The organism is Comamonas sp. Z3 (assembly GCF_008121565.1).
In the GTDB taxonomy this organism is placed as follows: domain Bacteria; phylum Pseudomonadota; class Gammaproteobacteria; order Burkholderiales; family Burkholderiaceae_C; genus Comamonas; species Comamonas brasiliensis.
In genome coordinates this window covers 214052-241028 of sequence record NZ_VOQU01000004.1, presented here as the reverse complement: position 1 = coordinate 241028, position 26977 = coordinate 214052, and the positions used below count along the sequence as shown (strand labels likewise).

At 63.2% G+C, this 26977-nt stretch carries 23 protein-coding genes; 22 read left to right on the top strand and 1 reads right to left on the bottom strand.

Annotated features, from left to right (window positions below; all coding sequences use genetic code 11):
* Positions 1–31 precede the first annotated feature (31 nt).
* Positions 32–1726: an MBL fold metallo-hydrolase gene (locus FSY59_RS13235; protein ID WP_003051202.1), complete on the bottom strand. Its 1695-nt coding sequence runs from the start codon at positions 1724–1726 to the stop codon at positions 32–34.
* Positions 1727–1884: 158 nt separating this feature from the next.
* Here FSY59_RS13235 and FSY59_RS13230 point away from each other — a divergent pair, with 158 nt between their 5' ends.
* The 22 genes from FSY59_RS13230 (at position 1885) to mraY (ending at position 26972) form a co-directional block, all read left to right on the top strand.
* Complete coding sequence (locus FSY59_RS13230; protein WP_003051204.1) at positions 1885–2667, top strand: crotonase/enoyl-CoA hydratase family protein; 783 nt, start codon at positions 1885–1887, stop codon at positions 2665–2667.
* 37 nt (positions 2668–2704) lie between these two features.
* Positions 2705–4609: a feruloyl-CoA synthase gene (locus FSY59_RS13225; protein WP_050873887.1), complete on the top strand. Its 1905-nt coding sequence runs from the start codon at positions 2705–2707 to the stop codon at positions 4607–4609.
* Positions 4610–4669: 60 nt separating this feature from the next.
* The gene (locus FSY59_RS13220) at positions 4670–5437 is read left to right on the top strand and encodes an SDR family NAD(P)-dependent oxidoreductase (protein ID WP_043375176.1); all 768 of its coding nucleotides are present in this window, start codon (positions 4670–4672) and stop codon (positions 5435–5437) included.
* Between the two features lie 96 nt (positions 5438–5533).
* Entirely contained in the window at positions 5534–6541 is a 1008-nt protein-coding gene (locus FSY59_RS13215; protein ID WP_148729096.1) for a Bug family tripartite tricarboxylate transporter substrate binding protein, read from the top strand.
* A gap of 89 nt (positions 6542–6630) precedes the next feature.
* Positions 6631–7638 carry a Bug family tripartite tricarboxylate transporter substrate binding protein gene (locus FSY59_RS13210; RefSeq protein ID WP_003051215.1) on the top strand — a complete coding sequence of 336 codons (1008 nt, stop codon included), beginning with the start codon at positions 6631–6633 and terminating at the stop codon, positions 7636–7638.
* 168 nt (positions 7639–7806) lie between these two features.
* Entirely contained in the window at positions 7807–9570 is a 1764-nt protein-coding gene (locus tag FSY59_RS13200; RefSeq protein WP_003051218.1) for an acyl-CoA dehydrogenase family protein, read from the top strand.
* Positions 9571–9666: 96 nt separating this feature from the next.
* Positions 9667–10227 (top strand): MarR family winged helix-turn-helix transcriptional regulator, encoded by a 561-nt coding sequence (locus tag FSY59_RS13195; protein ID WP_148729095.1) that lies wholly within the window; start codon positions 9667–9669, stop codon positions 10225–10227.
* 50 nt (positions 10228–10277) lie between these two features.
* On the top strand, positions 10278–11156 hold the full coding sequence (gene dapF, locus FSY59_RS13190) for a diaminopimelate epimerase (RefSeq protein ID WP_029158376.1): 879 nt from the start codon (positions 10278–10280) through the stop codon (positions 11154–11156).
* Positions 11153–11866 (top strand): DUF484 family protein, encoded by a 714-nt coding sequence (locus tag FSY59_RS13185; protein ID WP_003051227.1) that lies wholly within the window; start codon positions 11153–11155, stop codon positions 11864–11866. Before dapF ends, FSY59_RS13185 begins: the two co-directional genes overlap by 4 nt.
* A 24-nt stretch (positions 11867–11890) precedes the next feature.
* Positions 11891–12937 carry a tyrosine recombinase XerC gene (locus FSY59_RS13180; protein WP_003051230.1) on the top strand — a complete coding sequence of 349 codons (1047 nt, stop codon included), beginning with the start codon at positions 11891–11893 and terminating at the stop codon, positions 12935–12937.
* A gap of 212 nt (positions 12938–13149) precedes the next feature.
* Positions 13150–14271, top strand: a complete 1122-nt coding sequence (locus FSY59_RS13175) for a GTP-binding protein (protein ID WP_043375167.1) — start codon at positions 13150–13152, stop codon at positions 14269–14271.
* A 254-nt stretch (positions 14272–14525) separates the two neighbouring features.
* Positions 14526–15269 (top strand): RNA polymerase-binding protein DksA, encoded by a 744-nt coding sequence (gene dksA / locus FSY59_RS27370; protein ID WP_003051237.1) that lies wholly within the window; start codon positions 14526–14528, stop codon positions 15267–15269.
* A 46-nt stretch (positions 15270–15315) separates the two neighbouring features.
* Positions 15316–17043: an STAS domain-containing protein gene (locus FSY59_RS13165; protein ID WP_148729094.1), complete on the top strand. Its 1728-nt coding sequence runs from the start codon at positions 15316–15318 to the stop codon at positions 17041–17043.
* A 99-nt stretch (positions 17044–17142) separates the two neighbouring features.
* Positions 17143–17688 (top strand): ATP-dependent protease subunit HslV, encoded by a 546-nt coding sequence (gene hslV / locus FSY59_RS13160; RefSeq protein WP_003051248.1) that lies wholly within the window; start codon positions 17143–17145, stop codon positions 17686–17688.
* 77 nt (positions 17689–17765) lie between these two features.
* Entirely contained in the window at positions 17766–19085 is a 1320-nt protein-coding gene (gene hslU, locus FSY59_RS13155; RefSeq protein WP_003051251.1) for an ATP-dependent protease ATPase subunit HslU, read from the top strand.
* Positions 19086–19439: 354 nt separating this feature from the next.
* Positions 19440–19868: a division/cell wall cluster transcriptional repressor MraZ gene (gene mraZ / locus FSY59_RS13150; RefSeq protein ID WP_003051254.1), complete on the top strand. Its 429-nt coding sequence runs from the start codon at positions 19440–19442 to the stop codon at positions 19866–19868.
* Between the two features lie 9 nt (positions 19869–19877).
* The gene (rsmH, locus tag FSY59_RS13145; RefSeq protein WP_003051257.1) at positions 19878–20807 is read left to right on the top strand and encodes a 16S rRNA (cytosine(1402)-N(4))-methyltransferase RsmH; all 930 of its coding nucleotides are present in this window, start codon (positions 19878–19880) and stop codon (positions 20805–20807) included.
* Positions 20808–20850: 43 nt separating this feature from the next.
* The gene (gene ftsL, locus FSY59_RS13140) at positions 20851–21132 is read left to right on the top strand and encodes a cell division protein FtsL (RefSeq protein ID WP_003051263.1); all 282 of its coding nucleotides are present in this window, start codon (positions 20851–20853) and stop codon (positions 21130–21132) included.
* Positions 21129–22877, top strand: a complete 1749-nt coding sequence (locus FSY59_RS13135; protein ID WP_003051266.1) for a penicillin-binding protein 2 — start codon at positions 21129–21131, stop codon at positions 22875–22877. The genes ftsL and FSY59_RS13135 overlap by 4 nt, the downstream gene beginning before the upstream one ends.
* A complete protein-coding gene (locus FSY59_RS13130; protein ID WP_148729093.1) occupies positions 22874–24379 on the top strand; it encodes a UDP-N-acetylmuramoyl-L-alanyl-D-glutamate--2,6-diaminopimelate ligase in 1506 nt (501 codons plus the stop codon). Before FSY59_RS13135 ends, FSY59_RS13130 begins: the two co-directional genes overlap by 4 nt.
* Complete coding sequence (gene murF / locus FSY59_RS13125; protein ID WP_050873880.1) at positions 24376–25803, top strand: UDP-N-acetylmuramoyl-tripeptide--D-alanyl-D-alanine ligase; 1428 nt, start codon at positions 24376–24378, stop codon at positions 25801–25803. The genes FSY59_RS13130 and murF overlap by 4 nt, the downstream gene beginning before the upstream one ends.
* Entirely contained in the window at positions 25794–26972 is a 1179-nt protein-coding gene (gene mraY / locus FSY59_RS13120; protein WP_043006060.1) for a phospho-N-acetylmuramoyl-pentapeptide-transferase, read from the top strand. Before murF ends, mraY begins: the two co-directional genes overlap by 10 nt.
* Positions 26973–26977: the final 5 nt, after the last annotated feature.

Sequence of the window (26977 nt, the reverse complement as noted above, 5' to 3'; positions counted from 1 at the left end):
TCCACAGGTCTAGCGCGGCGCTTGCGGCGCGCTATCGGCCCAGGCAGAGCTTCTGGATGCGTTCCACATGCGCCAGCAGCGATTGCTGGGCCACGGGCCACAGCGCTTGCGGCGTGTCGGCATAGGCAATCGCCACCCAGTCCTGAATGCTGCCGTCCGGCTTGGTGCGCATGGCCTGATGCACCTTGGCCTCGCGCGCCAGGCGGTGGGCCTTGAGGCGGGTGATCTGGTGCGCAGCAAAGCCCAGCACGTAGCCGTGGGCGGGCAGGATGTAGCGAATGTCGTACGCCAGACACAGGGAGTGCAGCCGGTCCAGCGAATCGAGGTAATCGATCATATTGCCGTCCGGCGGGCTGATGACGGTGGTGCTGCCATTGAGGATGTGATCGCCGCTGAATAGCAGCGCGTCCTCCTCCAGCACAAAGCACAGGTGGTTGGCCGCGTGGCCGGGCGTGAAGACGGCTTGCAGCGTATGCGTGATTTCGCCTTCTTCTCCTTGTCCGCTAAGTGTGATGCGCTCTCCGTCCTGCAGCGTCACCTCGGGTCGGAAGCGGCTGTTGGCACGTGCCGTGGGCGCAGACGGCAGGCCCATGATGGGGGGGCTGGCATGGCCGGAGAGCAGGACCATGGCCTGCAGCGGCGCGGCACCCGGCGAGTGATCGGGGTGGGAATGGGTGCACACGATGTAGCGGATATCGCCGCCGGCGGCATCGTGCAGGCGCTGCAGATGTTCGGCATCGTTCGGTCCGGGGTCGATGGCGATATAGCCGGTGTGCGCATCGCCGACCAGATAGCTGTTGGTGCCGGGGCCGGTCATCATGCCGGGGTTGGGGGCCGTCAGGCGCATCAGGTTCTTGCGCAGCGGCACGGCTTTTTCAAACTGCCAGTCGAGATGGTGGGCGGCCTGGCCGTCGGGGTGGACCATCTCCAGTTCGCCGTAAGCCGTATCGGTTTCCAGCTGTCTTGTGTCCTGCCCCTTGAGATAGCCCGCACGAGGGTGGGCGTGCCATAGCGGCTTTTCACCCTGCAGGGCATCCAGCACGGCTTGCGTGTCGGCATAGCCCGTCAGGCGCTGCAAGGTGCGCTGGGTGGGGAAGAGGATGAACAATTCCTTTTCCTCGAAGCGCTGCAGGGCTTGCTGGGGGCGGATCCAGGTGGGCTCGAACTGCTCGGTCTCGTCGGCCACCGCTGTTTGGCCCTCGGGCATGCGGGCCACGAAAAACGGCACGTTGAAGCGCTTTGCCAGGTTCAGCGGCGCCGTCCAGTGGGCCAGATACCAGAGCTGATCCACGGCCAGGCTCCAGCCGCGCGCGCGGCATTGCTCGTACAGCGATGCCTTGCGGTCCAGCTGCTCGACTTCGGCCGCAGGCACGGGCCGGCCGGCCTGGTCATAGGCCAGCAGGATGCCCAGCTCCTCAAACGTTTCGCGAATGCCTGCCAATGCCTGTGTGATGCGGCCGGTGCCGGCAATCTCCGCCATGGATGGACGAACCCGCGCCAGCGCATGGTTGGCAGGGGTCGCGTCCTGATCCTCGAGGCCTCCGCCGGGGAACACATAGGCATTGGCAAAAATACCCTGATCGGCGCGCCGCGTCATCAGCACCTCGAAACCGTTGCCGTCGGCGCAATCGCGCAGCAACAGCAAGGTCGAGGCGTCACGCGTGGGCACCGGTTCGCGCTGGGGCAGAAGGAGCTGGCTGGGACGGGGCTGGCTGGTTGATGTCATGAGGTCACATTATGCGAAGTCGCAGGCTTCGTGCCTGTCACGCCCGGACTAGTTGTGCACTACAGCTCCCGAATCGGGGAAAGCACTGAGAGCAAACTCCTGAGGATGTCTTGCATTTAGTTATTTGAAATAACAATAATGATGCAAAAGGAATGGTTATGACTCATAAAGAAATTGCAGTGGAATTCCGTGGCGAAGCCGAACAGGTTGCCGTCATTCGCCTGATGCGCGCTGCCAAGCGCAATGCCTTGTCCGATGGACTGGTGCTGGGTCTGCGCGATGTGTTCATGAATCTGCCCGCCAGCGTGCGCGCGGCGGTGGTGGATGGCGATGGCCCGCATTTCTGCGCCGGCCTGGACCTGAGCGAGCTCAGCGAGCGCGACGCGGCCCAGGGCGTTCTGCATTCGCGCATGTGGCATGAGGCCTTGCGTCAGGTGCAGTTCGGCGCGGTGCCCGTGGTCGCCGCCCTGCATGGCGCCGTGGTGGGCGGCGGTCTGGAGCTGGCCAGTGCCTGTCATATCCGTGTGGCCGACAGCAGCACCTTCTATGCCTTGCCTGAAGGCTCGCGCGGCATTTTTGTCGGCGGCGGCGGCTCGGTGCGCATCCCGCGCCTGATCGGCGCGGCGCGCATGGCAGACATGATGTTCACGGGCCGTGTGTACAAGGCCGAAGAAGGCGAGCGCGTGGGTCTGTCGCAGTATCTGGTGCCAGAAGGACATGCGCTGGACAAGGCTGTGGAGCTGGCGCTGCGCATTGCCGAAAACGCCCCCATGACCAATTACGCGCTCATGCATGCGCTGCCCCGGATTGCCGATCAGCCCGCCGATCAGGGTCTGATGACCGAAGCTCTGATGGCCGCCGTGGCGCAGAGCGCGCCAGAAGCCAAGTTCCGTTTGCAGGAATTTCTGTCCGGGCGGGCCGCCAAGGTCAGCAAGGACTGAAGGCAAGCCAAAAAACAACGCTGTGGAGACAAAGACAATGCAGGAGACAGACACAGCCATGCAGGCTCTGGGCCAGGTGGCAGAGGGGGGCAGGCCCCGCTACCGCGAGCTGGAGTTCGGCGTGCGCAGCATCCGGGTCAGGGAAGCGGGCGACGGCACTTTCTACGTGCGCTCCGATCAGGAGCTGGCAGGGCATGCAGCGCGCATGACGGACAGGCTGGTGCACTGGGCGCAGACCACGCCGCAGCAGACCTTCATCGCCCAGCGGCAGCGATTGGCGGACGGCAGCACAGGAGACTGGCAACGCATCAGCTATGCCCAGACGCTGGCTGCGGCACGCGGCATTGCGCAGGCACTGGCGGACAGAAGACTCTCGGCAGAGCGTCCCGTCATCATCCTTAGCGAGAACGACCTGGACCATGCCATGCTGGCCATGGGCTGCCTCTATGCGGGCGTGCCCTATTGCTCGGTCTCCACGGCCTACTCCCTGGTCAGCACCGATTACGCCAAGCTACGCCATGTGGTCGATACGCTCACGCCCGGCCTGATCTTTGCGGCCGATGCGGCGCGCTATGACAAGGCGGTACGCGCCGTGCTGCCCGAGGGCTGTGAGGTGGTGTACCGCAAGCCGGCCGTCGAGGCCGCGAGCTGCACCTTGTTTGCCGACCTGCTGGCGACCGAGCCCACAACTGCAGTGGATGTGGCCATGCAGGCCACCGGGCCCGACACCATCACCAAGTTCCTGTTCACCTCGGGATCGACCAAGCTGCCCAAGGCCGTCATCAACACCCACGGAATGTGGTGCGCCAACCAGCAGCAGATTGCCCAGACCATGCCCGATATGGTCCAAGGCCCGCCCGTGCTGGTGGACTGGCTGCCCTGGAACCACACTTTTGGCGGCAACAAGAACATCGGCCTCGCGCTCTACCATGGCGGCACGGTCTACATCGACGAAGGCAAGCCGACGGCGACGGGCATTGCCGAGACGCTGCGCAATCTGCGCGAGCTCTCACCCACCGTTTACTTCAACGTACCCACCGGCTTTGAATACATCGCCCGCGCCATGGAGAGCGATGCGCAGCTGCGCCGCAGCCTGCTCAAGCGCGTCAGGCTGTTCTTCTATGCCGGAGCCTCTCTGGCGCAGCCCGTCTGGGATAGCCTGCACCGCACGCAGGAGGCCGAGTGCGGCGAGCGCATCGTGATGGGAACCGGCCTGGGCATGACCGAGTCCTCGCCATCGGCCCTGTTCATCAACCGTCCCGATGTGCGCTCCGGAGACCTGGGCGTACCGGTGCCGGGTCTGGAGCTCAAGCTGGCGCCCGTGGATGGCAAGCTGGAGGTCCGCTATCGCGGGCCGAACGTCACGCCCGGCTACTGGCGCGCGCCCGAAGCCACGGCAGAGGCATTTGACGAGGACGGATTCTTCCGCACCGGCGACGCTGTGCAGTGGCGCGACCCGCAGGATAGAGACCAGGGTCTGCGCTTCGATGGCCGCATTGCCGAAGACTTCAAGCTGGCCACGGGCACATTCGTCAACGTGGGGCCGCTGCGCGCGAAGATCATTCACGCAGGCGCGCCCTATATCCAGGACGTGGTGCTGACCGGCCTGGATCGCAAGGAGGTCGGTGCCATCGTTTTCGGGACCCCGGCCTGTGCGGCCTTAAGCGGCCTGGCCGCGGGAGCGACGCTGGAGCAGATCATGCACAGCGAGCCGGTGCAGCAGCATCTGCAGGCGGTCCTTAACGAGCTGGCGCAGACGGCAACCGGCAGCGCCACCCGCATTGCGCGTGCAGTGGTGGCGATCAAGCCGCCATCGCTGGACCTGGGCGAAGTCACGGACAAGGGCTCCATCAACCAGCGTGCCGTGCTCCAGCACCGTGCCGATGTGGTGAGCGGCCTGTATGACGAAACGCTGGCCCTGATCCTGAAGCCGAATCTCTGAGCCCGTACCGGCTTGAGCCCGACAACAGGAAGCGCAAGCAGCTTTTGAAAGGATAGTGATATGCAAGTTCAGGATCAGATTGCCATCGTGACCGGGGGAGCCTCGGGCCTGGGCGAAGCCACGGCGCGTGCGCTGGCTGCCGCAGGGGCCAGGGTTGCCGTGCTGGATCGTCAGATCGACAAGGCCAAGGCGGTGGCTGCCGATATCGGCGGACTGGCGCTGGAGTGCGATATCTGCGATGCGGCCAGCGTCACGGCTGCGCTGGATTCCGTTCGCGAGCAATGGGGCGGCGATGCACGCATTCTCATGAATGTGGCCGGCATCGGGACGGCCAAGCGCGTGATCGGCCGCGATGGCGAGCCCGCACCGCTGGAAGACTTTGAGCGCGTGATTCGCGTCAACCTCATTGGCAGCTACAACATGACGCGGCTGTTTGCCGCACGCTGCGCCAAGTTGGCGGCGCTGGAGGATGGCGCCCGTGGCGTGATTCTCTATACCGCCTCGGTGGCAGCCTTTGACGGTCAGGTGGGCCAGCAGGCCTACAGCGCATCCAAGGGCGGACTGGTCGGCATGACGCTGCCCATGGCGCGTGATCTGGCCCAGCATGGCATTCGCGTCTGTACCGTGGCGCCAGGCTTGTTCGCCACGCCGTTGATGAAGGAACTGCCCGAGCCGGTCCAGCAGTCGCTGGCGGCGTCCATTCCCTTTCCTTCGCGCCTGGGCAAGCCTTCGGAGTTTGCCGATCTGGCCGTGCATATCGTGCACAACGATCATCTCAATGGCGAGGTGATTCGCCTGGATGGTGCACTGCGCATGGCTCCGCGCTGAGACAGGGTGGGCTGGTGACAGCCCGTTTGTTTGCTATCGAGACGTGTATTGATTCCACAGGACCGAAGAGTCCGTATTTCAAGCAGGAGACAAGTCATGCAAGGTCGTCGCAATTTCGTCAAAGGCATGGGCGCTGGCGCAGCGCTGGCCGCATTCGGCGGCATCGCCAGCCGCGGCGCCTATGCCCAGGGCAGCGGGCCGCTGGAGCAGGTGCGCATTCTGTACGGTTTTCCCGCAGGCAGTGCTGGTGACTCGGTGGCCCGCCGTGTGGCCGAAAAAATGGGCGGCAGCAGCTACACCAGAAATATGGGCGTGGTGGAAAACAAGCCCGGTGCCGGTGGCCGCATCGCGCTGGAGAATCTGCGCAACTCCGTGGGCGATGGCTCGGTGATTGCGCTGTCCCAGGTCTCGGCTTTCTCCATCTACCCGCATATCTATAGCAAGCTGACCTATCAGGCCAAGGATTTCGAGCCGATCTCCATCGGAGCCATCATGCACCACGGTCTGGCCGTCGGCCCCGCCGTGCCGGCCGAGGTCAAGACGCTCAAGGATTTTCTGACCTGGTGCAAGAACAACCCCGACAAGGCCAGCTTCGGCAGCCCCGGTGCCGGCAGTCAGCCGCATCTGCTGGGGGCCCTGCTCAGCCTGCGCTCGGGCGTCAGGCTCAGCCATGCGCCTTATCGCGGCATGGCTCCCGGCGTCTCGGACGTCGTGGGCGGCCAGATTGCCGCCATCATGGGCACTTGCGGCGACTATCTGAGCTATTACAAGGCCGGCAAGCTGCGCGTGCTGGCCACCAGCGGGCCGCAGCGCAATCCCTATCTGCCCAATGTGCCCACGTTTGCCGAGCAGGGTTTTGCCGATCTGACGGCTGAAGAGTGGTTTGGCTTCTATGCCAATGCCAAGACGCCCGCCGATGTGCGCGCACGCGCCCATGCGGCCATCACGACAGCGCTCAAGAGCGATGCGCTCAAGGAAAGCCTGGGCGTGGTCGGCCTGATTGCCACCAGCTCCACGCCCGAGGAAATGGCCCGTTCGCAGCAGGCCGAGTTCGAGCGCTGGGGCCCCCTGGTCAAACAGATCGGTTTCACGGGGGACTCCTGATGGCTCGCAGTATCGAATAGCATTCGAGTCGAGATTTTTCAGACAGGCTCAAGCCTGCACATAGTGATCGAACAATAGAGGAGACAAACATGCAAGATCGTCGCAATTTCGTCAAAGGCCTGGGCGCTGGTGCCGCCCTCGCCGCATTCGGGGGCCTCACCAGTCGCAGCGCCTATGCCCAGGGCAGCGGCCCGCTGGAGCAGGTGCGCATTCTGTACGGCTTTCCCGCAGGCAGCGCCGGGGACTCGGTAGCCCGCCGCGTGGCGGAAAAGATCGGCGGCACCAGCTACTCCAAGAACATGGGCGTGGTGGAGAACAAGCCCGGTGCCGGTGGCCGCATCGCGCTGGAGAATCTGCGCAACTCCGTGGGTGATGGCTCGGTCATCGTGCTGTCCCAGGTCTCGGCCTTCTCCATCTACCCGCATATCTACAGCAAGCTGACCTATCAGGCCAAGGACTTCGAGCCGATTTCCATCGGCGCCATCATGCACCACGGTCTGGCGGTTGGCCCCGCCGTGCCGGCCGAGGTCAAGACGCTCAAGGACTTCCTGGCCTGGTGCAAGAACAACCCCGACAAGGCCAGCTTCGGCAGCCCCGGTGCGGGCACCCAGCCGCATCTGATCGGCTCCCTGCTCAGCCTGCGTTCGGGCATCAAGCTCAGCCATGTACCTTACCGCGGCACGGCCCCTGCCGTGTCCGATCTGGCCGGTGGCCAGATTGCTGCCGTGATGGGCCCCAGCGGCGACTTCCTGAGTTACTACAAGGCCGGCAAGCTGCGCGTACTGGCCACCAGCGGCCCGCAGCGCAACCCCTATCTGCCCAATGTGCCCACGTTTGCCGAGCAGGGTTTTGCCGATCTGACGGCCGAGGAATGGTTTGGCTTTTATGCCAATGCCAAGACGCCCGCCGATGTGCGTGCACGCGCCCATGCGGCCATCACGGCTGCGCTCAAGAGCGAGGCTCTCAAGGAAAGCGTGGGTGTGGTCGGCCTGATTGCCACCAGCTCCACGCCCGAGGAGATGGCCCGTTCGCAGCAGGCGGAGTTCGAGCGCTGGGGGCCGCTGGTCAAGCAGATCGGCTTTACTGCTGATACCTGATCACCCCCTGAGCCGCTTTGCGGCTTCCCCCTCTCTCGCTGCACGGGAGGGGGACGATGCCCTCGCTGCGGGGCGGCCCTTGCTTGGCATCCCTGGCTTGGGCCGCGCTCCGGCATGAATGGGGCAGCCTCTAGAGATTTTTATTTGCTGCTTGGCAGCCGGTTTTGTATGTCTTATTTGCCTGCCATTGCCGATAACGCGTTTCTTCTATTTGATGTGCTCAGGGCCGATGAGCAGTTGCAGCGCCTGCCGGCGCATGCGGCAACGGACCGGGGGCTGATGCAGCAAGTGCTGGAGGAGTCCGGCAAATGGGTGGGCGAGGTGGTGGCTCCGCTGTCACGTTCTGGCGACGAGACCGGAGCCAGGTTTGAGGGCGGTCAAGTCGCTACGCCACCCGGTTTTGCGGCGGCCTATCAGGACTTCTGGCAGGCGGGCTGGCCTGCGCTGGCCTGTGCCGAGGAGGACGGTGGTCAGGGGCTGCCCTGGGTGCTGGAAGGTGTGCTCTATGAATGGCTGAGTGCCGCCAACCATGGCTGGACCATGGCTCCGGGCTTGCTGCATGGCGCTTATGAGTGTCTCAAGCACCATGGCAGCGAGGCCTTGAAGAGTGCCTATCTGCCCAATGTGGCCAGCGGCGAATGGCTGGCAACCATGTGCCTGACGGAGGCCCATGCGGGCAGCGATCTGGGACAGGTTCGCACCCAGGCTGTGCCGGCTGGCGCGTCCGAACTGGGCGAGCGCTTCGAGATCAGTGGCAGCAAGATTTTCATTTCCGGCGGTGAGCATGACCTGAGCGCGAATATCGTGCACCTGGTGCTGGCGCGTCTGCCCGGAGCTCCGGCAGGGCCCAGGGGCCTGTCGCTGTTTCTCGTGCCCAAGCTGCTGCCGGGTGGCGAGCGCAACGGCGTGGTCTGCGAGCGTATCGAGGAGAAGATGGGCCTGCATGGCAGCCCCACCTGCGTGATGCGTTTTGAGGCGGCTCAGGGGTGGCTGATCGGTCAGCCCGGCGCGGGTCTGAACGCCATGTTCGTCATGATGAATGCCGCGCGTCTGCATGTGGCACTGCAGGGCATGGGTCTGCTGGATGCAGCATGGCAGAAGGCTCATGCCTATGCTCTGGAGCGCCGCCAGATGCGTGCTCCAGGGGCGGTGCCTGCCTCGCGTGGTGCTGGCGATGCAGCAGATTTGATCATCGAGCACCCGGCCATTCGCCGTACGCTCGATCTGCAGCGTGCCTGGGTGGATGGCGGGCGCGTGCTGGCCTACCAGACCGGTATCTATCTCGATGTGGCGCGACATGCCGAAAGCGCCCGTGAGCGCGAGCAGGCCCAGCAGTGGTGCAGCCTGATCACGCCCATACTCAAGTCCGCCTGGACCCAGCAGGCTTTCGAGGGGGCCAGCGCCTGTCTGCAGGTATTTGGCGGTCACGGCTACATCCGCGAGTGGGGCATAGAGCAGATCGTGCGCGATTCGCGCGTGGCCATGATTTACGAGGGCACCAACGAGATTCAGGCCATCGACCTGCTGGTGCGCAAGGTCTTGCCCGATGGCGGCCAGGCCATGGGGCAATGGCTGCTGGGCCTGCGCAAAAGCCTGGATGCAGGCCGGGCGCTGGATGCAGAGGTGCTGCGCTGCCTGGCCCAACTGCGCTACTTCACCACGGTGCTGGCGCAGGCTTGCAAGGAGGATGACACCCTGGCCTGGCGCGTGGCCGATGACTATCTGCGCAGTGTGGCCGTGGTGTTGCTGGGCTGGGCCTGGGCACGTATCGCGGCCACCGAGGGTGGCGACGGCGAGCGCTGGCAAGGTCCATGCAAGCAGGTGCAGCAGCGCATCCTGCCCGAGATGGACTGGCGTCTGGGTCTGATGAAGGCGCAGTGGGCGCAGGCTTCCGTCGTACACGGCAACCAGCTGTTCAGCCCTGCTCACTGACCAAAAAGGCTGCAAGATGCAGGCAAGACCGGCACAATTGCAGTCTTCTCATCGCGCTCCTGGATTGCTCTTTTGCCATCGAAGTTGACATCCCCAATGCTCGCTCACAAGACCGCCGAATCAGACTCCAAACCTGTGCGCCCTGCGCGTAGTTCTCGCTCCAGAGAGGCCGAGGCGGCGGGTTCGGTCCCGGAGAACGAGTCCAGCGGCGCTGCCGAGGTCTTTGCGGTCGATCGGGTCGACGCCAGCTTTCTGGAGTCGCTGCTGGGCTACAACGCCAGGCGTGCCTCGCTGTCGCTGGTGGGGGTCTTCATGCGCTGCATGGAGCGTTTTGACCTCAAGATCGTCGAGTTCTCCGTGCTGTCGCTGGTGGGCAGCAATCCGGGCATCACCTCGCGCCAGCTCTGCCAGCAACTGGCCGTGCTGCCGCCCAATATGGTGGGCATGATCGATGTGCTGGGCAAACGCGGTTTTCTGGAGCGGCGTCCGCATCCGCGTGACGGGCGTGCCACAGGGCTGTATCTGACCGCCGCAGGGGGCGAACTGGTGGACACCGCCGAGCCCGAACTCAAGAGCAGCGAGGCCCGCTCCATCGCGCATCTGAGTGCGACCGAGCAGGCGCAGCTCATGGAGTTGTTGCAAAAGCTGTACCGCTGATCTCGTGGCATGGCGCAGATCCTGCGCCCGGCGCGATAATGTGCGGCATCATGCAGATTCGCTTTACCAAGATGCAAGGCGCAGGCAACGACTTTGTCGTGCTCGACGAGACCCAGGCTCGTCTGGGCCTGAGTGCCGCCCAGTACCGCTACCTGGCCAACCGTCACTTTGGCGTAGGCGCCGACCAGATCCTGACCGTGCGCCCGGCGCCCTCGGAGGGCGTGGACTTTGAATATGTCATCCACAACGCCGATGGGGGAGAGGTCGAGCAATGCGGTAACGGCGCGCGCTGCTTTGCGCGCTATGTGCATGACAGGGGCCTGACCGACAAGAGCGTGATCCGCGTGCAGACGCTCTCAGGCGTCATCGCTCCAGAAATTCATGCCAATGGCCGCGTCACGGTCGATATGGGTGCGCCCCAGCTGGACCCGGTCAAGGTGCCTTTCTCGACCGAGGGTCTGCAGGCCGAAACTTTGGGTTCAGCGCAAAAATGGCCGCTCACGCTTGATACGCCTGTCCAGCCAGCTACAGTCTGGATAGCGCCTGTTTCCATGGGCAACCCGCACGCGGTGCAACTGGTGGACGACGTGAATGCCGCTGCGGTGGAGGTCCACGGACCGCTGATCGAGAGCCATGTCCGTTTCCCTCAGCGCGTGAACGCGGGCTTCATGCAGATCGTCAACCGCGGCGAAGTCAATTTGCGCGTCTATGAACGCGGTGCCGGCGAGACCCTGGCCTGCGGCACAGGGGCCTGCGCCGCTGTGGTGGCAGGCATTGGCTGGGGTCTGCTGGACCAGCGCGTGGATGTGCATACCCGAGGCGGTCTGCTGACCATTGAATGGGCCGGCGCAGCGCAGGATCGCGTGCGCATGACAGGCCCAGCCGAATTTGTTTTTGAAGGCCAGATCGACATACCTGATACCTTATGAACAGCTTGACCGACACCGCCATGACTGAAGAGTCGATTGCCGACTATCTTCAGGAAAATCCCGACTTCTTCGAGCGCCATGCCGAAATGTTGACGAGCGTGCGCTTGATCAGCGGCCACGGCCCGCGTGCCGTCAGCCTGCAGGAGCGTCAGGCAGAGATGCTGCGCGAAAAGATCAAGGGTCTGGAGCATCGCATCATGGACATGGTGCGCCATGGCAGCGAAAACGCCTCCATCGCCAACAAGATTCACCAGTGGACCCATGCCCTGGTCAAGGTGCAGGACCTGCGCGAGCTGCCCCATGCGCTCACCGCCAGCCTGCAGCACACCTTTGATGTGCCACAGGTCGCGCTGCGTCTGTGGAATGTGGCGGGCGCTCACAGCGGCACCGTCTACACCATGGGAGTGAGCGATGATGCCAAGGCCTTTGCCTCGTCGCTCACGATGCCGTTTTGCGGTCCCAATATGGGCTTCGAGCCCGTGACCTGGCTGCCCAATCCGAATGCGGTGCAGTCGGTGGCGCTGCTGACCCTGCATGACGGCGCCATGGACAGCACCTCCAATGCCTTCGGCATGCTGGTGCTGGGCTCGCCCGACCCGCTGCGCTTCGATGCCACCATGGGGCTGGAGTTTCTCTCGCGCATCTCCGAGCTGGCCAGTGCCTCGCTCTCGCGCATGCGCGCTCCGACGCTGACGCTGGCGCACGGCTGACGCGGCAAAAGGTTGCAGACATCGATGCCAGAGCGCGAGCAGCTCTCTTTTGAGGAGCAGTACGCGCAGCTGCCGGAAGTTGTCCACAGCTATCTGGAGCATGTGCGGGTGCAAAAGCGTCTGGCCGACCGCACGCATACGCTCTATGCGCTGGACCTGATCAAGCTGCAGAGCTTGGCGCAGGCCGCAGACCAGGAGCTCTTGACGCTGCAGCCGGCGCATATCCGCCGCTTTGCTGCGCAAATGCACAGTGCCGGCCGCAGCGCACGCGGCATCGCACTGATTCTTTCGGGCTGGCGCAGCTTTTTCCGCTGGGCGGCCCAGCGGGAGCTGGTGCCGTTCAATCCCGTGGAGGGGGTGCGCGGCCCCAAGGCTGCCAAGCCCCTGCCCAAGGCGCTGGCCGTGGACGACGCCGTGCAACTGGCCAGCTTTCAGATCCCCGATGCCGACCCGTGGATAGAGGCGCGCGACGTTGCCATGACCGAGCTGCTCTACAGCTGCGGGCTGCGTGTGGCCGAGCTGGTGGGGCTGGACCTGCGGCCGGACCAGCAAAGCCTGCAGCAAGGCAGAGGCTGGATCGACCTGGAGGCGGGCGACGCCCATGTGCAGGGCAAGGGCAGCAAGCGCCGCATCGTGCCCGTGGGGCGCATGGCGATCGAGGCCTTGCAGCGCTGGCTGGCGCTGCGCAGCAGCGCGCTGACGGGGGCGGCACAGTTCAAGGCGCAGGATGAGACGGCCTTGTTTATCGGTCGTCGCGGCGAGCGGCTCGGCGGCCATTCGGTCTGGTCACGGCTCAAGCAGCGCGGCCAGCGGGCGGGGCTGGCCTCGGGCGTACATCCGCATGTGCTGCGTCACTCCTTTGCCAGTCATATGCTGCAGTCCAGTGGCGATCTGCGTGCCGTGCAGGAGTTGCTCGGGCATGCCAGCATCGCCACCACGCAGATCTACACGCGCCTGGATTTTCAGCACCTGGCCCAGGCCTATGAAAAAGCCCACCCGCGTGCCCAGCGCAGCAGCGCAGCCGAGAAGCCCGGGGCGCGACGCAAGCCCGAGGACAAGGAGAAGGATTGAGTTGTCATTTTTTGATAGCTTGAAGCGGTTATTGGGGAAGCGTTTGAGTTGAATTTTTAATGAAATATATGCCGCCCCTGCTGACCGTGCGCGCTTGAAAGCGCCGCTACACTCCCCAGCTGTTATCACCGGAGCGCGCATAGGGATGCGCCGCCCAGGTGTTTTTTGGACAGCCGCATGTGGCGGCTGGCCGCAGCAAGAGGTTTCAACGCATGGCTCTCATTCCAGTCACCATCCTCACGGGCTTTCTGGGCTCGGGCAAGACCACGCTGCTCAAGCGCGTGCTGCACGAATCCCACGGCATGAAGATTGCCGTGATCGAGAACGAATTCGGTGAGGAGAACATCGACACCGATATTCTCAAGACCGAGTCGAAAGAACAGATTCTGCAGATGAGCAACGGCTGCATCTGCTGCACCATCCGTGAAGATCTGCGCGAGGCCTTGCAACTGCTGGCCGCCAAGCGCCGCAAGGGACAGGTGGACTTCGACCGCATCGTGATCGAGACCACCGGTCTGGCCGATCCCGGTCCCGTGGCCCAGACCTTCTTCATGGATGACGAGATCGCCGAGACCTATCTGATCGACTCCATCATCACTCTGGTGGATGCCAAGCATTCCAACCAGCAGCTCGACGATCGTCAGGAAGCGCGCCGCCAGGTGGGCTTTGCCGACCAGATGTTCCTGTCCAAGACCGATCTGGTGACGGACGCGGAAAAAGAGGCTCTGATCCATCGCCTCAAGCACATGAACCCGCGTGCGCCTATTCGCGCCGTACATTTTGGCGATGTGCCCCTGAGCGAAGTGTTCGACCTGCGTGGCTTCAACCTGAACGCCAAGCTGGATATCGACCCCGACTTTCTCAAGGAAGAGGGTCACGAGCACGATCATCATGACCACAGTGCCTGCGACCATGACCATGGCCAATGCGAGCACGATCACGACCATGGACACCAGCATGACGAGCATTGCGGCCACGACCACCATGACCACGAACATGGCGAACACTGCAATCACCCGCACCACCATCACCACGACGATGATGTGAAGAGCTTCGTCTACCGCGCCGATCGCGCGTTCGACCCCGCCAAGCTGGAAGACTTCCTGGGCGCCATCGTCAATATCTACGGCCCCAAGATGCTGCGCTACAAGGGCGTGCTTGACATGAAGGGCACCAGCCGCAAGGTCATCTTCCAGGGCGTGCACCAGCTCATGGGCAGCGATCTGGGCCCGGAGTGGGAAGCCGACGAAAAGCGTGTAAGCAAAATGGTCTTCATCGGTATCGATCTACCCCAGGACATCCTCCGCCAGGGACTGGACCAATGTCTGGTGTAAACCCTGAGTTTGCCTGCCGTTTTGGCGAAAGCTAACGGTTTGCTGACAATCACTGACGGCCTGCCAAGCAGGCCGTTTTTTTTGTCTGTTATTTCTCGCAAACTGCTCGAAACAGGCGCAGGCTTTGTTGCAAATTGTGGGGTATGTGCAACGGAGACGGGCAGGGGTGACTTGCGTGGCTACAATGCCGCCCCTAAAGAGGGTGTTGGAGCAATCCGGCCCGGCAAGGGCTCTGTACTGTAAGGAGACAGGACGTGACCGCTGTGAAAAGTAAACCGCCCAAGGCTGCAGTCAGGACTGCGGCAGAGGCTGTGCACACCCGCAGCGTCGAGACCTCTTTGGTGGACGCCGCGTTGGACAACCCGGTGCTGGCACCTGCAGCAACGGAAAACTCTTCCAAATCGTCCAGATCCAAGCGTTCTGCATCGCCTCCTGCGCGGCAGCCTGAAACAGATGTTCCGCTCGTGGCCGCTTCGGCAGCCAAGGCAGCGGCAACCATGAGAGATACGAAAGCAATGACCAACACAAAGCAAGCTGTGCCCAAGAAAGACCCCAAGCTGGCCAACGCCTGGAAGACCAAGTCGGTAGAGGAGCTGACCGATGCTGAAGTGCTGGCCATGTCCGATGACGATTACATGAACGACGCACAGCTGGCGTACTTCCGTCGCAAGCTGGTCGCGCTCAAGAACGACATGCATGTGAATGCCGGTGAAACCGCAGAAAACCTGCGTGAAGACACCGTGGTGGTGCCCGATCCCGCCGATCGCGCCACCATCGAGGAAGAGCATGCTCTCGAGCTGCGCACCCGCGACCGCGAGCGCAAGCTGCTCAAGAAGATCGACCAGTCCATCGCCCGCATTGATGCCGGCGACTACGGCTACTGCGATGAAACCGGCGAGCCCATCGGCGTCGGTCGACTGCTGGCGCGTCCCACGGCTACACTGTCGCTGGAAGCCCAGCAGCGCCGTGAGCTCAAGCAGAAGATGTACGGCGATTGATCTGCGTCAGGTGTTGGTGGGGCAGCAGGCAGCAAACTAGAGGACCATGGTGAAAGAAGAAAACAAATCGGGAGGGCTGCTGTCCAAGGTGGCGCGTTTTGTGCGTCACCCGACCGTGAACTGGTCCGATTTGGAGAATCTCAACCAGGACAGCGAGGAAAGCCAGTACAGCAAGCAGGCGCTCAAGGAAATGCTGGAGCGCAAGCGCCAGAACGACTTTGTGCGCAAGCGCGAGTTTGAGCAGCTGCGCAAGCTGCGTCAGGCCCAGTTGTCCAAGGCGGCGCTGAGCGCCAGGGCTCCCCTCGATACGCCCACGCCGCTGGCGGCGTCCTCTTTTTTGCATACTGCCCAAAGCTCCGTCCCCGGCGAGCGCGCGGAGACCATCAAGAAGATCGACGAGATCGAAGCGCAGATGGCCCAGCAATGGTGGCGCGGCAAGCAGGCTGCCGATGCCGCGACCATGCCGTTGCAGCTGCCCGAGGAGGGGAACACCATGCCTTCGGTGTTCAAAACCCAGCCGCCTTCGATCAGCACCCTGCCTTTGCTGCAGGATGTGTTGCCCAGCGACATCAAGCTGCCGCCGTCGGGCGGGCAGGGCCATCCGGTGGGCATGCCTGGCCTGCGTGGCGAGACGGATTTTTCCCCGGGGTTTGCGACGACCGAGGTTTCAGCCCCGACCGATATCAATATGGTGCCGCCATCCTTTGCGCGCTTCGAGCACGACGCCGCGCTGGAGGATGCCGCGATTGTGTTTGCCAGCGGTGATAACGCTGCGGCAGAGGCCTGTCTCAAGGCCTTGATTGCCGAGCGCGCCCAGGATACGCCAGCGCAGTTGCAGGTCTGGCTGGCCTTGCTGGATATGTACCGTGCGGCTGGCATGCAGGCCCATTTCGAAGACGCGGCCATGGACTTCGTGGCGCGCTTCGGGCGCTCGGCCCCGCAGTGGTTTGTGATGCCGCAGCAGGCCGGCCGACTCAGCGAAACCCCGTCGGATGCCGCTGCAGCGTCGACAGGCCTGCGCTGGCAGGCGCCGGTGCAGCTGGATGAATCCGGCTTCAAGGCCTTGCTGGCCAACAAGGCGCGCAGCGTCGGCGGTGCAGTCATGGACTGGAGCGCTCTGGAAGGCTTTGGCTCCGGCGTCCAGAAACCGCTGCTGGATGCGGCGCAGCGCTGGGCTGGCGAAAAAGGATCTCTGGTTTTTGCCGGTCACGAGAGATTGCTGGCGGTGCTCAGCAAGCACACCCCGTCCGGTGACCGCTCTGTCGATCAGGACTGGTGGTATTTGCGTCTGGCCATGCAGCGCCTGATGCATCTGCAGGACGAATTTGAGCTGACGGCGCTTGACTACTGCGTGACCTACGAGTTGTCGCCCCCCTCATGGGAAGATCCGCTGTGCGCGTATGCGAATGAAGGGCAGGCGCAGAACCAGCGCCCGCAGGACAGCCGGCTTCTGGGGCCGGATACGCTTCAGCCCGGCATGCTGTGGAAAGAGCACAAGCCACGTTTTGCGCTGCAGGGCGTGATCGACGGCGACGCCTTGCCCTGGCTGGCCGAAGTGCAGGAGAAGGCCAAGCTTGGCGAAGCCATCGCGATTGACTGTATGCGTCTGGTGCGCATGGACTTTGCGGCAGCCGGCTCGGTGCTGAACTGGTCGGCTCAGATGCAGGAGCTGGGTCATGTGCTGCAGTTCAGCCAGCTGCATCAGCTGCTGGCGGTGTTCTTCAATGTCGTGGGCATTCAGGAGCACGCCCAGGTACTTCCAAGGCGGGATTAGTCGGCTTGAGCCGCCTTGCAGCGCTCCGTGCTTGCGCGCCCTGCAATTTCTTTTGCTGACGCTCTTGAGGTTGCCGCAGGCAGCCCCCAACTGCGGCGGATGGAACAGTTTCACGGCACCACCATTTTGAGCGTGCGCCGCCAGACTCCCGAGGGCGTGCAAGTCGCCATCGGCGGTGATGGTCAGGTCACATTGGGCAACATCGTCATCAAGGGCACGGCGCGCAAGGTGCGCAAGCTCTATCACGGCAAGGTGCTGGCGGGTTTTGCGGGGGCCACCGCAGATGCCTTCACGCTGTTCGAGCGCTTCGAGGCCAAGCTGGAAAAGCACCAGGGCAATCTGACCCGCGCCGCGATCGAGCTGACCAAGGAGTGGCGTACCGACCGTGTGCTGCGCAAGCTAGAAGCCATGCTGGCAGTGGCCGATGCAACGACCTCGCTCATCATCACCGGCAATGGCGACGTTCTGGAGCCCGAGCAGGGCATCGTGGCCATCGGCTCCGGCGGTGCCTATGCGCATTCCGCCGCCAAGGCCTTGCTGAACAATACCGAGCTGTCGGCTGAGGATGTGGTGCGCAAATCCCTGGCGATTGCCGGCGAGCTGTGCATCTACACCAATATGAATCACACGATCGAGACGCTGTAAGCACCTCGACTATCCGAATTGATAGCTGCTGGCGCTTTATGGATGGGCGCTAGAGGCATATTTGACTGAGAATTCACATGTCTTCTGCCATGACTCCCCAGGAGATCGTCTCCGAGCTGGACAAGCACATCGTCGGCCAGCACGGTGCCAAGCGCGCGGTGTCGATTGCCTTGCGCAATCGCTGGCGCCGCCAGCAGGTGCCCGAGGGCCTGCGCCAGGAAATCACGCCCAAGAACATTCTGATGATCGGCCCCACGGGCGTCGGCAAGACGGAGATCGCCCGCCGCCTTGCAAAGCTCGCCGATGCGCCCTTCATCAAGGTCGAAGCAACCAAGTTCACCGAGGTGGGCTATGTGGGCAAGGATGTGGACGCGATCATCCGTGATCTGGCCGAGGTTGCCGTCAAGCAGACGCGCGAGTCGGACATGAAGAAGATGCGTGCCCGCGCTGAGGATGCCGCCGAGGAGCGCATTCTCGATGTGCTGATCCCGCAGGCCCGCACCGGCGAAGTGCCGGCCGACAACACGGCGCGCCAGGTTTTCCGCAAGAAGCTGCGCGAAGGTCAGCTTGACGACAAGGAAATCGAGATCGACATCGCCGAGCAGATGCCCCAGGTTCAGATCATGGGACCCCAGGGCATGGAGGAGATGGCCGAGCAGTTGCGCGGCATGTTCAGCCATATGGGCCAGGAAAAGCGCAAGACGCGCAAGCTCAAGATCGCCGAGGCCTTGAAGCTGCTGACCGATGAGGAGGCGGCCAAGATGGTCAACGAGGAAGACGTCAAGACCCGTGCCATCGCCAATGCCGAGCAAAACGGCATCGTCTTCATCGATGAAATCGACAAGGTGGCGACGCGCCAGGAAACCAGCGGCTCCGACGTCTCGCGCCAGGGCGTGCAGCGCGACCTGCTGCCGCTGGTCGAGGGCACCAGCGTCTCGACCAAGTACGGGGTGGTCAAGACAGACCACATTCTGTTCATCGCTTCGGGCGCTTTCCATCTGTCCAAGCCCAGCGACCTGATTCCCGAGCTGCAGGGACGCTTTCCCATTCGCGTGGAACTGGAATCTCTGTCGGTTCAGGACTTCGAGGCGATTCTCATGCAGACTCACGCCTCCCTGGTCAAGCAATACCAGGCGCTGCTGGCGACCGAAGGCGTGACCCTGGAGTTCAAGCCCGAGGGCATTACGCGTCTGGCGACGATTGCCTTTGACGTCAACGAGAGTACCGAGAACATCGGTGCGCGGCGCCTGTCGACCGTGATGGAGCGTCTGCTTGACGAAGTCAGCTTCGATGCGGCCAAGCTTTCGGGCCAGACCGTGGTCATCGATGCGGCCTATGTCGATCAGCGCCTGCAGGTGCTGAGCAAGGATGAGGATCTGTCGCGCTTCATTCTTTGAGGAGCGCAGCGCTTGAAACCAGCTGCCCGCCTGTGCGGGCAGTTTGCATTTGTAGGAGAAGGTCGAGACTTCAATCAGTTCTTTCCATTGAATTGAATGGTTGCAATTGACGCCACCTAATGAGAGTCCACTTGCATTGACTTTGCTAAGTGCTTGTAAAGGAAAGGTATTTTCGGAATAAGGCTTTTCTTTTTCTCTCTAAGTGCTTGATTTCATTGCAAATAATTGTTCCTCCGGGTTTGGAATCACCTGAAATTGCTGCTACAGTGCAAAAAAGTGCAATTAAGTGGTGAAAGCTGCCCTCGCGCCCTATTTTGGGGAGTGAGTGGCTCCAGATGACCGGAGTAACCAGCCGTGTTTCAAGGGGCGTCTTCGCTGAATCTCGATGGAAAGGGGCGGCTTTCAGTGCCGACCCGGCATCGTGACGCCCTTTTGTCCTTGGCTGAGGGGCAGGTCACTTTCACCAAGCATCCCGATGGCTGTCTGTTGCTGTTTCCGCGCCCCGAGTGGCTGCAGTTTCGCGAGCGTGTCGCGCAACTGCCCATTACGGCTCAGTGGTGGAAGCGGATTTTTCTGGGCAATGCCATGGATGCGGAGATGGATGCAACCGGTCGGCTGCTGATTTCGCCCGAGTTGCGTGAGGCCACAGGTCTGACCAAAGAGGTCTTGATGCTGGGCATGGGGGCGCATTTCGAGGTCTGGGACAAGGCCACTTATGAAATGCGCGAAGCGGAAGCGCGCCAGCAACCGATGCCGGCGGCTTTCCAGGATTTTGTTTTGTAGGAAGTGCTTGTGAATCAGCCGTTGCAACATATCACCGTCTTGCTGGACGAGGCCGTGGACGCCCTGCTGGGTGGTGCCGCTGAGCCGCCTGCCGGCCAGTGGGTCGATGCGACGTTCGGTCGGGGCGGTCATTCTCGGCTCATTTTGCGAAGGCTGGGGCCGGACGGGCGTCTGATTGCGTTCGACAAAGACCCGGACGCAATTGCTGAGGCGGCGCGCATCACCGATGCGCGTTTTTCGATTCGGCATGAAGGATTTCGCCATCTGAGCGAGCTGCCCGAAGGCAGTGTGCAAGGGGTGTTGATGGACCTGGGCGTGAGCTCGCCCCAGATCGACAACCCGGACCGGGGCTTCAGCTTCCGCTTTGATGGCCCCCTCGACATGCGCATGGACACCACGCGTGGTCAAAGCGTTGCCGAGTGGCTTGAAGACGCGGAAGTGCAGCAGATTGCGGAGGTGATACGTGACTACGGCGAAGAACGGTTTGCTGGCCCCATTGCAAAGGCGATTGTTGCTAGGCGCGAAAGCCAGGGCCCATTACGCACCACTGCCGAGCTGGCCCAACTCGTGGCTGGCGCGGTCAAGACCCGCGAGGCTGGGCAGAACCCGGCAACACGGACCTTCCAGGCTCTTCGGATTTTCATCAATGCCGAACTTCAGGAGCTTGAGCAGGCGCTAGAAGCCAGTCTGCGCGTGCTGGCGCCAGGCGGACGCTTGGCCGTGATCAGCTTCCACTCGCTGGAAGATCGCATCGTCAAGCAGTTCATTGCCAAGCATTCCAAGGAAGTCTACGACCGCCGTGCGCCGTTTGCTCCCCCTACACCGATGCGGCTGAAGGCGCTGGAGCGCATCAAGCCCAGTGCTGCCGAGGTGGCTGCCAATCCGCGCTCGCGCTCTGCTGTGATGCGCGTTGCCGAGCGCACCGAGGTGCCTGCATGATGCATCGCCATGCCGCCTCGAGCATGGCTGCGGGAGGGCTGCCATGCTGCGCATAAACCTGCTGCTGCTGCTGGCGGTCATGACCAGCGCCATTTTTCTGGTGCATACCCAGTATGAGTCGCGTCGCCTGTTCACCGAGCTGGACCGCGCCGAGGCAGAGGCGCGTCGTCTGGCGACCGACCAACTGCGCCTGCAGGTGGAAAAGCGTGCTCAGGCCACGCCTCAGCGCATCGAGACCTTGGCGCGCGAAAAGCTGCAGATGAAGCCCGCTTCGCCCGCGATCACCCAGTATGTGCAGGAATCTGCTGCGGGAGCGGCGCGATGACACGCAGCGTGCTCTACACCACCAGTCCACTGCTGGCCTCCAAGACGCCGCTGTGGCGCAGCAAGTTCATCGTGGCTGCGCTGGCGCTGGGCTTTGTGGGCCTGGGCGCGCGTGCCGCCTATGTGCAGGTGTTCGGCAACGACTTCTTCAAGCGCCAGGGTCTGGTGCGCTTTGCGCGTACCCTGGAGCTGCCGGCCAACCGTGGCCGTTTGCTGGATCGCAACGGCCTGATCCTGGCATCCAGCGTGCCGGCGGCCAGCATCTGGGCCATTCCGGAAGATGTGGATCTGAAGGATCCCGACGTGCAGCAAAAGCTCAAGGAGGTGGCGCGTCTCATGGACATGCCGCTGCGCTCCCTGATGGAGAAGCTGGATGTCGAGGACAAGACCTTCGTCTGGGTCAAGCGTCAGCTGGACTGGGACGTGGGCCAGAAGATCGTGGCGCTCAATATCAAGGGCATCTACAACCGCAAGGAATACAAGCGCCAGTATCCCGAAGGAGAGTCGGCTGCGCATATCGTGGGCTTCACCAATGTGGAAGACCATGGTCAGGAAGGCATGGAGCTGGCCTTTGACAAGGAACTGGCGGGGCGGCCCGGTTCGCGTCGCGTGATCAAGGACCGCCTGGGCCGTGTGGTCGAAGGCGTGGGCGAGGAGGTGCCGCCCCAGGATGGCCAGGACATTCAGCTGTCCATCGACAGCAAGGTGCAGTACTACGCCTACCAGAAGCTCAAGCAGCAGGTGGAGTCGCAAAAAGCCAAGGCTGGCAGCGTCGTGGTGATGGATGCGCACACCGGCGAGCTGCTGGCCCTGGCGAACTATCCCAGCTATGACCCCGGCCACCGCAAGAACCTGACGGGCGAGCAGCTGCGCAATCGCGCGCTGACCGACACCTTCGAGCCTGGCTCGACCATGAAGCCCATCACCATTGCCACGGCACTGGAGCTCAGGCGCGTCAAGCCGTCCACCATCATCGATACCTCACCCGGCCGCTATACGGTGACGGGTTCCACCATCACCGACACGCACAACTACGGCGCGCTGACGGTGGAGGGCGTGATCCAGAAGTCCAGCAACGTGGGTGCAACCAAGGTCGCGCAAAGGCTGTCGCCCCAGGAGATGTGGGAGTACTTCAGCGCTCTGGGCTTTGGCCAGAAGCCGCAGATTCAGTTTCCGGGCGCGGTCTCGGGGCGTCTGCGTGCCTGGAAGACCTGGAAGCCCATCGAGCAGGCCACCATGTCCTATGGCTATGGCCTGTCGGCCTCGCTGTTCCAGATGGCGCGCTCCTATACCGTGTTCTCCAACGAGGGCAATGTCATTCCCTCGACGATTCTGAAAACGACCGAGCCTCCCGTGGGCGTGCGCGTGATCTCCAAGGAAAACGCCGAGGCGGTGCTGCACATGCTGCGCATGGCTGCAGGCCCTGGCGGTACCGGCCAGAAGGCCCAGGCCGAGGGCTACACCATCGGCGGCAAATCGGGCACTGCCCGCAAGCAGGTCGGCAAGAGCTATGCCGCGGGCAAGTACCGCGCCTGGTTCACGGGCATCGCCCCCATCGACAAGCCGCGCATCATCGTGGCCGTGATGGTGGACGAGCCTACGGCCGGTTCCTACTACGGCGGCACGGTGGCCGGTCCCGTGTTTGCGGACGTAGTCCAGCAGACATTGCGTTTCATGGGCGTTCAGCCCGACAAGGAAGTCAAGCCTCAGATCGTGGCTGCACCCGCTGAGGAGCCTGTGCTATGAGCACCCCCATTCAAATCCTGAACAATGCAGCCGAGGCCGTCGCCTGGCTGCGCAGCCGCGTGCAGGGTGAGCTGCAGACCGATAGCCGCAAGGTCAAGGCCGGCGATGCCTTTGTCGCCTGGCCCGGTGCTGCCACCGATGGCCGGGCCTATGTGGGCCAGGCCCTGGCCCAGGGCGCCGCTGCCGTGCTGGTGGAGGCCGATGGCCTGCAGGCCTTTGATCTGAGTGGCGACCGCATTGCCTCGCTCAAGGGGCTGAAGGCCGCCACGGGCCTGATTGCCGACCAATGGTTTGCGCATCCCAGTGGCGAGCTCGACGTGCTGGCCGTGACCGGCACCAATGGCAAGACCACCACTGCCTGGTGGCTGGCACATGCGCTCTCGAAAGTGACGTTGAACACGCGCACCGGTTGTGCGTTGGTCGGCACCCTGGGTGTGGGCGTGCCGCCTGCATTGGAGTCGACGGGCATGACCACGCCGGATCCGGTGCTGCTGCAGCGCGTGTTCCGCAGCTACGCCGACCAGGGCCTCGCGGCCTGCGCCATCGAGGCTTCGTCCATCGGCATCGTCGAGCACCGCCTGGACGGCAGCAAGATTCGCGTGGCGCTGTTCACCAATTTCACGCAGGACCACCTGGACTACCACGGCAGCATGGATGCCTACTGGCAGGCCAAGGCCCAGCTGTTCGACTGGCCCGGCCTGCCGACGGCCGTGGTCAACATCGATGACGCACACGGTGCCAGGCTCTGGGCCAGGCTGCAAGGCCGCGCAATGGATGTGTGGAGTGTCTCCATCCAGGGGCCGGCGCGCCTGCAGGCCAAGGACATCGGTCTGGGCGACGAGGGTCTGAGCTTTACCGTGCTGGAAGCCGGGCACAGCCTGCGCATGAATACGCGTCTGGTCGGCCAGTACAACGTCTCCAACCTGCTCGGGGTACTGGCCGCCCTGCGTTGCCTGGGCCTGACGCTGGAAGAGGCTGTGGCTGCCTGCGCCCATCTGGAGCCCGTGCCCGGTCGCATGCAGCAGATCGTCAAGCCCGGCCAGCCTCTGGTGGCCGTGGACTATGCCCATACTCCCGATGCACTGGAGAAGGCCTTGCGCGCCCTGCAGCCCGCCGCCCGGCAGCGCCAGGGCAAGCTGTGGTGCGTGTTCGGCTGCGGCGGTGACAGGGACAACAGCAAGCGCCCGTTGATGGGACAAGCCGCCCAGGCGAATGCCGACGGCGTTTTCGTCACCAGCGACAACCCGCGCAGTGAAGTGCCCGAAAGCATCATCGACCAGATTCTGGCCGGCATGCAGGCGGGCGAGACATTGCATGTTCAGGCCGACCGCGCGGCGGCCATTGCCCAAGCCATTGCCCATGCCGATGCGCGCGATGTGGTGCTGATTGCCGGCAAGGGACATGAGGACTATCAGGAGACGAAGGGCGTGCGCCATCCGTTCTCCGACATGGCTGAGGCGCACAAGGCGCTCGCAGCCCGCGAAGGAAAGATTCGGTCATGATGACCCTGGCAAAAGCGCTGGAGCTGATCCAGACGCATATCCCCCAAGCCCGCCTGGTCGGCAACGGCCAGCTGGAGCTGGCACGCGTGCACACCGATACGCGCACGCTGCAGGACGGGGACTTGTTCGTGGCACTGAAGGGCGAGCGTTTTGACGCCCATGATTTTTTGTCCCAGGCGCAGGCCGCAGGTGCCGTGGCTGCTGTTGCCAGCCACGGACTGGAGACCGCAGGCATGGCCGGCATCGAAGTGCCGGACACCCTGCTGGCGCTGGGTGCGCTGGCGCGGGCCTGGCGTGCGCAGTTCGATCTGCCGCTGATTGCCGTGACCGGCAGCAATGGCAAGACCACGGTCACGCAGATGATTGCCTCCGTCCTGCGCGCGCACGTGGGCGCGCAGGGCGAGGCAGCGCTGGCCACGCGCGGCAATTTCAACAACTCCATCGGCATGCCGCTGAACCTGCTGCGCATGACGGGCGCGCATCGTATTGCGGTGCTGGAGATGGGCATGAACCACCCCGGTGAGATTGCCGAGCTGGCCGCCATCGGCCAGCCCACGGTGGCCCTGGTCAACAATGCCCAGCGCGAACACCAGGAGTTCATGGGTACGGTGGAAGCCGTGGCGCGTGAAAACGGCTCGGTGCTGGGCTTTCTGCCCCGGGACGGCGTGGCCATCTTTCCCGCTGGCGATACGTACACCCCGCTGTGGACGGAGCTGGCCGCCGGCCGCTCCTGCCTGATGTTTGGCGAGGCCGTTGCCGGTGCCCAGGTTTTTGCCAGCGATGTGGTCTGGGCCGACGGCGCCTGGAGCTTTGCACTGAACACGCCGCAAGGCGTGGCAGCCGTGCAGCTGCATATTGCCGGCCGCCACAACGTGCGCAACGCACTGGCCGCGGCTGCCTGCGCCCATGCCGCCGGTGTGTCTCTGGCGGCCATTGCGAAGGGACTGTCCGGCTTCGAGCCCGTGACCGGCCGTTCGCGCGCGCTGGCCGTGCAGGTCAATGGCCAAGGCGTCACGGTGGTTGATGACAGCTACAACGCCAACCCCGATTCGGTGGCCGCCGCCATTGCCGTGCTCGCCGAGCTGCCTGCGCCGCAGTTGCTGGTGCTGGGCGATATGGGCGAGGTCGGCGACAACGGCCCGCAGTTCCATGCCGAAGCCGGTGCACTGGCGCGGCAGTCCGGGATTGCCCAGGTCTTTGCTCTGGGCGAGCAAAGCGCGTTTGCGGCCTCTGCCTTCGGCAGTGGTGCTAGGCATTTTGATAGCATGGCCGCCCTTGAGCAGGCGGTGTGCGCAGTTTTACCCAAGGTAGGTAGCGTTTTGGTCAAGGGTTCGCGGTTCATGAAGATGGAGCAAGTGGTGCAGAGCATTGAAGCCTGCGCAGACAACAAGCAGGGCAACTGCGGGGAGGCCGCATGCTGCTGATGCTGGCTCAATGGCTGCAAGGGCTTTCGCCGGATTTCGGCTTTCTGCGCGTCTTTCAATACCTGACGCTGCGTGCCGTGCTGGCCGCCGTCACCGCCTTGCTGATCGGCCTGATCGTCGGCCCCAGGGCGATTCGCATGCTGACCGCACTCAAGATCGGTCAGCCCGTGCGCGGCTACGGCATGGAGACCCATCTGGTCAAAAGCGGCACGCCCACCATGGGCGGCGTGCTGATTCTGTTCTCGATTGCCGTTTCCACCCTGCTGTGGTTTGACCTGTCCAACCGCTTTGTCTGGATCGTGCTGCTGGTCACGCTGGGCTTCGGTGCGATTGGCTGGGTGGACGACTGGCGCAAGGTCGTCAACAAGGACCCCGAGGGCATGCGCTCGGGCGAGAAGTATTTCTGGCAGTCCGTCATCGGCCTGCTGGCCGCTCTGTATCTGGTGTTCTGCATTTCCGAGAACAACAACGCCGAGGTTTTCGGCCTGTTCATCTCCTGGGTGCAGTCTGGCTTTTCCATGGACCTGCCGCCCAAGGCCGGCCTGATGGTGCCCTTCTTCAAGGAGGTCAGCTACCCGCTGGGCGTGCTGGGCTTCATCGTCATGACCTATCTGGTCATCGTGGGCGCCAGCAATGCCGTGAACCTGACCGACGGCCTCGATGGCCTGGCCATCATGCCCGTCATCATGGTCGGCACGGCCCTGGGCATCTTTGCCTATGTGACCGGCAATGCCACCTATGCGCGCTATCTGCTGTTTCCCAGTATCCCCGGAACGGGCGAGCTGATGGTGTTCTGCGGCGCCATGGCGGGCGCCGGTCTGGCTTTTCTCTGGTTCAACGCACACCCTGCCCAGGTCTTCATGGGCGACGTGGGCGCGCTGGCGCTGGGCGCCGCACTGGGCACGATTGCCGTGATCGTGCGCCAGGAAATCGTGCTGGCCGTGATGGGCGGCATCTTTGTGGCGGAAGCCATCTCGGTGATGCTGCAGGTGACTTACTTCAAGTACACGAAGAAGCGCTATGGTGAGGGCCGTCGCCTGCTGAAGATGGCTCCGCTGCACCACCACTTTGAAAAGAGCGGCTGGAAGGAGACCCAGGTCGTGATCCGTTTCTGGATCATCACCATGCTGCTGTGCCTGCTGGGCCTGTCCACCCTGAAGCTGAGGTAGTCGCC

Coding starts and splice junctions, on each gene's coding strand:
- FSY59_RS13225 (WP_050873887.1), top strand. CDS start 2,705: ATGCAGGAGACAGACACAGCCATGCAGGCTCTGGGCCAGGTGGCAGAG.
- FSY59_RS13130 (WP_148729093.1), top strand. CDS start 22,874: ATGAGCACCCCCATTCAAATCCTGAACAATGCAGCCGAGGCCGTCGCC.
- FSY59_RS13235 (WP_003051202.1), bottom strand. CDS start 1,726: ATGACATCAACCAGCCAGCCCCGTCCCAGCCAGCTCCTTCTGCCCCAG.
- FSY59_RS13230 (WP_003051204.1), top strand. CDS start 1,885: ATGACTCATAAAGAAATTGCAGTGGAATTCCGTGGCGAAGCCGAACAG.
- murF (WP_050873880.1), top strand. CDS start 24,376: ATGATGACCCTGGCAAAAGCGCTGGAGCTGATCCAGACGCATATCCCC.
- FSY59_RS13165 (WP_148729094.1), top strand. CDS start 15,316: ATGGTGAAAGAAGAAAACAAATCGGGAGGGCTGCTGTCCAAGGTGGCG.
- dapF (WP_029158376.1), top strand. CDS start 10,278: ATGCAGATTCGCTTTACCAAGATGCAAGGCGCAGGCAACGACTTTGTC.
- FSY59_RS13135 (WP_003051266.1), top strand. CDS start 21,129: ATGACACGCAGCGTGCTCTACACCACCAGTCCACTGCTGGCCTCCAAG.
- mraY (WP_043006060.1), top strand. CDS start 25,794: ATGCTGCTGATGCTGGCTCAATGGCTGCAAGGGCTTTCGCCGGATTTC.
- ftsL (WP_003051263.1), top strand. CDS start 20,851: ATGCTGCGCATAAACCTGCTGCTGCTGCTGGCGGTCATGACCAGCGCC.
- FSY59_RS13175 (WP_043375167.1), top strand. CDS start 13,150: ATGGCTCTCATTCCAGTCACCATCCTCACGGGCTTTCTGGGCTCGGGC.
- FSY59_RS13180 (WP_003051230.1), top strand. CDS start 11,891: ATGCCAGAGCGCGAGCAGCTCTCTTTTGAGGAGCAGTACGCGCAGCTG.
- FSY59_RS13210 (WP_003051215.1), top strand. CDS start 6,631: ATGCAAGATCGTCGCAATTTCGTCAAAGGCCTGGGCGCTGGTGCCGCC.
- FSY59_RS13215 (WP_148729096.1), top strand. CDS start 5,534: ATGCAAGGTCGTCGCAATTTCGTCAAAGGCATGGGCGCTGGCGCAGCG.
- hslU (WP_003051251.1), top strand. CDS start 17,766: ATGTCTTCTGCCATGACTCCCCAGGAGATCGTCTCCGAGCTGGACAAG.
- FSY59_RS13200 (WP_003051218.1), top strand. CDS start 7,807: ATGTCTTATTTGCCTGCCATTGCCGATAACGCGTTTCTTCTATTTGAT.
- FSY59_RS13195 (WP_148729095.1), top strand. CDS start 9,667: ATGCTCGCTCACAAGACCGCCGAATCAGACTCCAAACCTGTGCGCCCT.
- FSY59_RS13220 (WP_043375176.1), top strand. CDS start 4,670: ATGCAAGTTCAGGATCAGATTGCCATCGTGACCGGGGGAGCCTCGGGC.
- FSY59_RS13185 (WP_003051227.1), top strand. CDS start 11,153: ATGAACAGCTTGACCGACACCGCCATGACTGAAGAGTCGATTGCCGAC.
- hslV (WP_003051248.1), top strand. CDS start 17,143: ATGGAACAGTTTCACGGCACCACCATTTTGAGCGTGCGCCGCCAGACT.